The 5,984-nt window shown below is 72.4% G+C and carries 8 protein-coding genes; 4 read left to right on the forward strand and 4 right to left on the reverse strand.

Features of this window, described 5'->3' with window-relative positions:
- Together G3I65_RS04045 and G3I65_RS04050 are read left to right on the forward strand one after the other, a co-directional pair.
- Positions 1-379, forward strand: a 379-nt coding sequence (locus tag G3I65_RS04045) for a CdaR family transcriptional regulator (protein WP_160694869.1), incomplete at its 5' end; no start/stop codon positions are given.
- Positions 380-398: 19 nt separating this feature from the next.
- Positions 399-1,055 (forward strand): maleylpyruvate isomerase N-terminal domain-containing protein, encoded by a 657-nt coding sequence (locus G3I65_RS04050; RefSeq protein ID WP_163046637.1) that lies wholly within the window; start codon positions 399-401, stop codon positions 1,053-1,055.
- Between the two features lie 30 nt (positions 1,056-1,085).
- Here G3I65_RS04050 and G3I65_RS04055 read toward each other — a convergent pair whose 3' ends face one another.
- The 4 genes from G3I65_RS04055 to G3I65_RS04070 all read right to left on the reverse strand — a co-directional run bounded on the left by G3I65_RS04055 (position 1,086) and on the right by G3I65_RS04070 (position 4,208).
- On the reverse strand, positions 1,086-1,304 hold the full coding sequence (locus G3I65_RS04055; protein WP_160694871.1) for a S1 RNA-binding domain-containing protein: 219 nt from the start codon (positions 1,302-1,304) through the stop codon (positions 1,086-1,088).
- 216 nt (positions 1,305-1,520) lie between these two features.
- Positions 1,521-2,492, reverse strand: a complete 972-nt coding sequence (locus G3I65_RS04060; RefSeq protein WP_309235253.1) for an LLM class flavin-dependent oxidoreductase — start codon at positions 2,490-2,492, stop codon at positions 1,521-1,523.
- A 48-nt stretch (positions 2,493-2,540) separates the two neighbouring features.
- Complete coding sequence (locus tag G3I65_RS04065; protein WP_125315816.1) at positions 2,541-2,933, reverse strand: DUF6221 family protein; 393 nt, start codon at positions 2,931-2,933, stop codon at positions 2,541-2,543.
- A 258-nt stretch (positions 2,934-3,191) separates the two neighbouring features.
- Complete coding sequence (locus G3I65_RS04070) at positions 3,192-4,208, reverse strand: DNA polymerase domain-containing protein (protein WP_160694875.1); 1,017 nt, start codon at positions 4,206-4,208, stop codon at positions 3,192-3,194.
- 209 nt (positions 4,209-4,417) lie between these two features.
- On the opposite strand from G3I65_RS04070, the gene G3I65_RS04075 reads away from it, so the two are divergent.
- Both G3I65_RS04075 and G3I65_RS04080 read left to right on the forward strand, forming a co-directional pair.
- The gene (locus tag G3I65_RS04075; RefSeq protein ID WP_160694877.1) at positions 4,418-5,083 is read left to right on the forward strand and encodes a TVP38/TMEM64 family protein; all 666 of its coding nucleotides are present in this window, start codon (positions 4,418-4,420) and stop codon (positions 5,081-5,083) included.
- A gap of 118 nt (positions 5,084-5,201) precedes the next feature.
- On the forward strand, positions 5,202-5,984 hold a 783-nt coding region (locus tag G3I65_RS04080; protein WP_166639647.1), incomplete at its 3' end, for a serine/threonine-protein kinase.

A 5,984-nucleotide genomic window follows, 5' to 3' on the forward strand; every position in this document is an offset into this window, starting at 1 on the left:
GGCCGCGTCCCGGGGCGACGCCGACCGCGTCCTGGGCGCCATGGCCCGCGGGCAGTGGGCGGCCGACGTCGCCTCGCTGGCCGACGTCCGCGCCGAGGTGCTGCTGTCGGAAGTGCTGGCGTACCTCGCCGGGCAGCCGCGCATCCGCGACCCGCGCCTGGTTTCGCTCGCGGACCACGACGCCGAGCACGGCGGCATCCTCGTCCCGGCCGTCCTGGCCTGGCTGGACGCGTTCGGCGACGTCCGGGCCGCGGCGCGGGTGCTGAACATCCACCCGAACACCGTGCGCTACCGCGTCCGCCGCGCGACGGAGGTGTCCGGAGTGGACTTCGACGACCCCGCGCAGCGCATCCTTACTCAGCTGCAGCTGAGGCTCTGACCCTGCTAGCTTCGCCGCCGTGGATCTCTTTTCGCGCACGTGGGCGGCGTTGCGCGCCGCAGTGGCCGCCCTGCCCGACGCCGATTTCGCCGAGCCGTCGGGCTGCCGGGGCTGGCTGGTCCGGGACCTGGTGTGCCACCTGGTGATCGACGCGCAGGACGTGCTGATCACGCTGGTCACGCCGTCCTCGGCCGCGGTCACGCACGACTCGGTGTCGTACTGGGCGCTGGCTTCCGAGCCGCCGACCGGCGAAGACCCGCTGGACGCGCTGATCGTCCGCCTGGCGGCGGCGTACGAGGACCCCGCGCTGCTCAAGTTCCACCTCGACGACGTGGGCGCGGCGGCCGGCCGCGCGGCGGACCTGGCCGACCCGGCGATGCGGGTTTCGACGCAGGAGATGGTCCTGACCGCGGGCGACTACCTCTCGGCGTACGTGCTGGAGTGGACGCTGCACCACCTGGACCTGGTGGCCCACCTGCCCGCGGCCCCGCCGCCACCTCCGGAGGGCCTGTCCCGGACGCGGGAGATGCTGGAGAAGATCGCCGGGACGGCGTTCCCGGCGTCGTTCTCGGACACCGACGTGCTGCTGGTGGCGACGGGCCGCCGGTCCCCCACGGACGCCGAGCGCGACGCACTGGGCGACTTGGCCGCGCGGCTGCCGTTCGTGCTCGGGTGAGGCAGGGCGCCCTGCCTCACCCGGCTCAGATCACGCCCGCACCAGGCTGAACCGGCGCCGTTCGACGTCGATGGCTTCGATGCGGACCGTCACCCGGCTGCCCTGCTCGGGGACGCGGTCGGTCACGAGCAGACCGTGCACACCGGGCGCCACTTCGACGAACGCGCCGAACGGCAGCGTCCGCGCCACGACGCCGTCGAGGACGCCGCCCTCGCTGTGGGCCGCGACGAACTCTTGCCACTGGGACATGCGATTTCACCTCCTTCCCGCGCACGTTCCGATGACGGAAGACGTGCGGGAGGCGGCGGGCCACGGGCCCGCCCGGAGGTCACGGCGCAGCCGGGTACCCCGTCTGCTCACGGCTCGAGGCCGACCCGGCAGTCACGCCGGAAACTGTATCGCCGGGCCGCGGAAATGCACCAGCGGTAATTCTCCGACGCGATCTCCCGCTATCGGGAAATCAGCTCACACAAGGGCGTGGAGATCGGCCAGCCGGGCGAGGGAATCGAGCCGCGCGGATTGGTCGTAGGCGGCCGTCGTCACCAATACCTCGTCGGCGCCCGCGGCCGCGACCAGTGTCCCGAGCCGGTCGCCGACTTCGGCCGGGGTGCCCGAGATCTGGCCGTCGAGGGTCTCTTCGAGCCGCCTGCGCTCGCGGTCGGTCATGGGCAGCGCCAGGACTTCCGACGGCGGCGACAGCGGCGGGAAGACGCCGTGGGAGCGCGAATACACCGTCGCCCAGGCTTCCGAGACGAGCAGCCGCCGCGCGTCGGCCGCGGTGTCCGCCACGGCGATCGCCGTCGAGACAACGACGTACGGCTCCCGCGCCCACTCGCCGGGCCGGAACCCGTCGCGGTAGCGCGTCACGGCTTCGGCCATGGCGCGTTCCCCGCGCACCGGCGCGATCACCAGCGGCAGCCCGAGTTCCGCGGCGAGGTCGGCACCCGAACCGGTGGCCAGCAGGAACGGCGGCACGCGCAGCCCCTCGGCCGGGTAGGCGTGGACGCCGGGATAGGCGTGCTCACCGGTGAAGAACCCGAGCAGCTCGCGCACCTGCGCGGCGAACCCGTCGGCGGCTTCCTTGCCCTGGCCCAGTGCTTCGCGAACGCCGGCGGTGAAGCCGACCGACCGGCCGAGCCCCATGTCGATCCGGCCCGGGTACAGCGCTTCCAGCACCCCGAACTGCTCGGCCACGACCAGCGGCCGGTGGTTCGGCAGCATCACCCCGCCGGTCCCGACCCGGATCCGCCCGGTGGCCCCGGCCACGGCGGCGGCGAGCACGGTCGGCGCGGACCCGGCCACGCCGGGCACGCCGTGGTGCTCGGACACCCAGAACCGGTGGTACCCCAGCCGTTCGACGTCGGCGGCGAAGGCGACGGTGTCCCGCAGCGCCCGCGCCGGCCCGCCGTCACGCCGCACGGGCGAGCGATCGAGCACCGAGAACTTCACACGAAGTGCAACGCGCGGCCGTGAACGGGATTCCCGTCAGGGGCGCCAGCGCTCGCTGTAGTCCGGATGGTCGGCGTAGGGCAGGGCCAGCAGGCGCAGCGTGAGGCACCAGTTGGAGCCCGCTTCGTCGGCGGGCACGTGGCAGGTCTCACACCAGTATTCGCTGCCGTAGAGCGGAAACCCGGGGACCTTCTCCGAGACCGTGGTGCGGTGGGCGAGCAGGATCCGCCGCGTCGCTTCGATCTCGTTGATCATCTGGTTGACCGCGTCCAGGTCGAGATCGCTCAGCCCGCGGATCCGCTGCTCCACGGCGACCTTGGTCTCCCCGCGGTTCATCGCGTCGCCGGCCTTCGCCTTGTTGACGGCCTGCATGATCAACGCCTGCCGTGCGCCCACGCGCGCGGCGAGGAATGCGATCAGGTCGTCCACGAGGGCCTCCTTCCGTGAACCCGCTGCCCGGCCCTGCCCGGGGAGTCATCGATTCGGGACCGCACGTTACGCCAGCGAAGCCGGTGATCGTGATCTCGAAGAAGGCCGTGCGCCATTTGTGACCCGAAAGGCGACAGCGGGCGCCCGGGTGATCACTCCGCGTTCTTGGGAGTATTTCGGGCAGGCCGATTAAAGCTTTGACGAGTGGCGCTCGACACCGATGTGCCGCTCGTTACAGCGGGGGTATTCCCGAAGCACCTACTCCGGGCGGGCCTTGCTCGGCTGCACCCGCTTCGGCTCCCCCGGCATCTTCGGGTAGTCCGGCGGGTACGGCATGTCCCCCAGCCCCTCGTCCCGCAGGTCCCGCTCGTACCACTCCAGCGCCGTCTCCAGGCCGAACGCCTCCGCGTCCATCGCCGCGTGGAGGTCACCGTGCTCGCTCAAGAAGGCCGGGATCGTCAGGACGTCGAAGTCGTCCGCGTCGACCTCGTCCAGCAGGTCCCACGTGAGCGGGGTCGAGACCGTCGCGCGCGGGGTGCCGCGGACCGACCAGGACGACGCCACCGTGCGGTCGCGCGCGGCCTGGTTGTAGTCGAGGAAGACGCGGCCGCCGCGCTCCTCCTTCCACCACGCGATCGTCGCCTTCTCCGGGATGCGCCGCGCGACCTCGCGGCCGAGCGCGATCACCGCGTGGCGGACCGCAATGAAGTCCCACTCCGGGCGGATCCGGACCAGGACGTGCACGCCGCGGCCGCCGGACGTCTTCGGGTAGCCGGTCAGGCCCGCGTCCGCCAGGACCTCGCGGACCACCCGCGCGACCTCCACCGCGTCCGCGAAACCGGCGCGGTCCGGCGGGTCGACGTCGATGCGCAGCTCGTCCGGGTGGTCGGCGTCGGCGCGGCGGACCGGCCACGGGTGGAAGTCGAACGTCCCCAGGTTGGCCGCCCAGGCGAACACCGCGGGCTCGGTCGGGCACACCTCCGCGGCCTTGCGGCCCGACGGGAAGGTGATCTCGGCCGTCTCGACCCACGGCGGCGCGCCCTTCGGCACCCGCTTGGCGTAGAACCACTCGCCCTCGACGCCGTCGACGTAGCGCTTCAGCGTGGTCGGCCGCTCGCCGATCGCGCGCAGCAGCGGGCCGCCGACGGTGATGTAGTGCTCGACGACCTGGCGCTTCGTGATGCCGCGCTGGGGGAAGTACACCTTGTCCGGGCTCGAGACGCGGACCGTCCGCCCGCCCACCTCGTACTCGACCGGATCTCCGTGCTTCGGCATGCGGCCACGCTAGCGGTGATCGCGCTCACCGGCCCCTCCCGAACCACCCGCCCGACGACGTGAATGACTCATTCATGTCGTCCGGCGACATGAATGAGTCATTCACTACGTGCGGAGCGGTTGTCACCGGACCAGGAGCGCCGTGGTGACTTTGCCGGGGCCCCAGGTCGCCGCTTTCACGTGAAAGCGGCGCCGGTAGGCTCGACCGGGTGTCCGGCCGCACCAAGCTGATCTGCGCGCTCGCCGTGCTCGCCGTCTTCGCGGCGGCCGCGGTGCTGCTGCCGATCCCCGGGCCGGCCGAACTGCGGGCCTGGACGGCCACCACCGGGGCCGCGACGCCGCTCGTGCTGCTCGTCGCCTACTCGCTGCTCACCGTGGCGCCGATCCCGCGAACCGTGTTCAACCTCGCCGCCGGGCTCCTCGTGGGCACCGCGGCCGGGATCGCGATCGGGCTGGTCGCCACTACCATCGCGGCCGCGCTGTCGTTCGGGCTGGCCCGGCTGCTCGGCCGCGACCTCGTCACCCGCCACCTGCACCGCTCGGCCGTCAAAACCGTGAACGACCGGCTCTCCGACGGCGGGGTCCTGGCCATCACCTCGCTGCGGCTGATCCCGGTCGTCCCGTTCGCGCCGTTCAGCTACCTCTGCGGCGTGTCGTCCGTGCGGCCGGTCCCCTACCTGGCCGGTACGCTGCTGGGGAGCGTGCCCGGCACCGTCGCCGTGGTCGTCCTCGGCGACGCCCTGACCGGCGGTACGCCGCCGGCGCTGCTCGTCTGTTACGGCGTGTTCGCGCTGGCCGGGGCGATCGGCCTGGTCCGGGTGTTCCGGAAACGAGCGCCGGTGCCCGAACCGGAGCCCGCCGGACCGGCTGGCTGACGCGAAGAGCACCGGGCCGACCGCTACACTCGATCGGGTGCGCGAAGCGGAAACGCGCTGAGCAGGGTCACCACCACCGGGAATTTCGTCAGGAGCAGTCGCCATCGACACCGGTCAGCTGATCGCGGGGCACTACCGCCTCGTCGAGCACATTGGTAGCGGTGCCATGGGTGTCGTGTGGCGCGCCACCGACGTGCGCCTCGAGCGCACCGTCGCGATCAAGCAGATCCTGCCCCAGCCGGGCGTCTCCGAGACCGAGCGCGACAACATGCGCCAGCGCGCGATGCGCGAGGCGAAGAACGCGGCCCGGTTCCAGCACCCGAACGCCATCGTGGTGTTCGACATCGCCGAGCACAACGGCGACCCGTGCCTGGTGATGGAGTACCTGAACGGGCCCAGCCTCTCCACGATCCTCGCCGAGGAGGGCACACTCCCGCTCGGCCGGATCGCCCGCATCGGCGAGCAGGTCGCGTCCGCGCTGGTGGCCGCGCACCGCGCCGGGATCGTCCACCGCGACGTCAAGCCGGGCAACATCCTCATCGACGAGACCGGCACCGCGAAGATCACCGACTTCGGCATCTCGCGCGCGGCCGGCGACATGACGCTGACCGCGACCGGCCTGATCGGCGGCACGCCCGCCTACCTGGCGCCCGAGCTGGCGCGCGGCGCCGACCCGGTGCCCAGCTCCGACGTCTTCGCCCTCGGCGCGACCCTCTACCAGGCGATCGAAGGCACCACGCCGTACGGCAACACCACCAACCAGCTCGCGCTGCTCTACGCGGCCGCGAACGGCCAGATCAACCCGCCGGTGCAGGCGGGCGCGGCCACCGCGCTGCTGATGAGCCTGCTGCGCAGCGAGCCGGGCGAGCGGCCGAGCATGGCCGAAGCCCGCGAGCGGCTG

Origin of the sequence: Amycolatopsis sp. SID8362 (genome assembly GCF_010550475.1) — a bacterium.
Classification (GTDB): domain Bacteria; phylum Actinomycetota; class Actinomycetes; order Mycobacteriales; family Pseudonocardiaceae; genus Amycolatopsis; species Amycolatopsis eburnea.

Excerpts from the sequence above, each read along its gene's own strand:
- G3I65_RS04055 (WP_160694871.1), bottom strand. The coding sequence starts at position 1,304 with ATGTCCCAGTGGCAAGAGTTCGTCGCGGCCCACAGCGAGGGCGGCGTC.
- G3I65_RS04070 (WP_160694875.1), bottom strand. The coding sequence starts at position 4,208 with ATGCCGAAGCACGGAGATCCGGTCGAGTACGAGGTGGGCGGGCGGACG.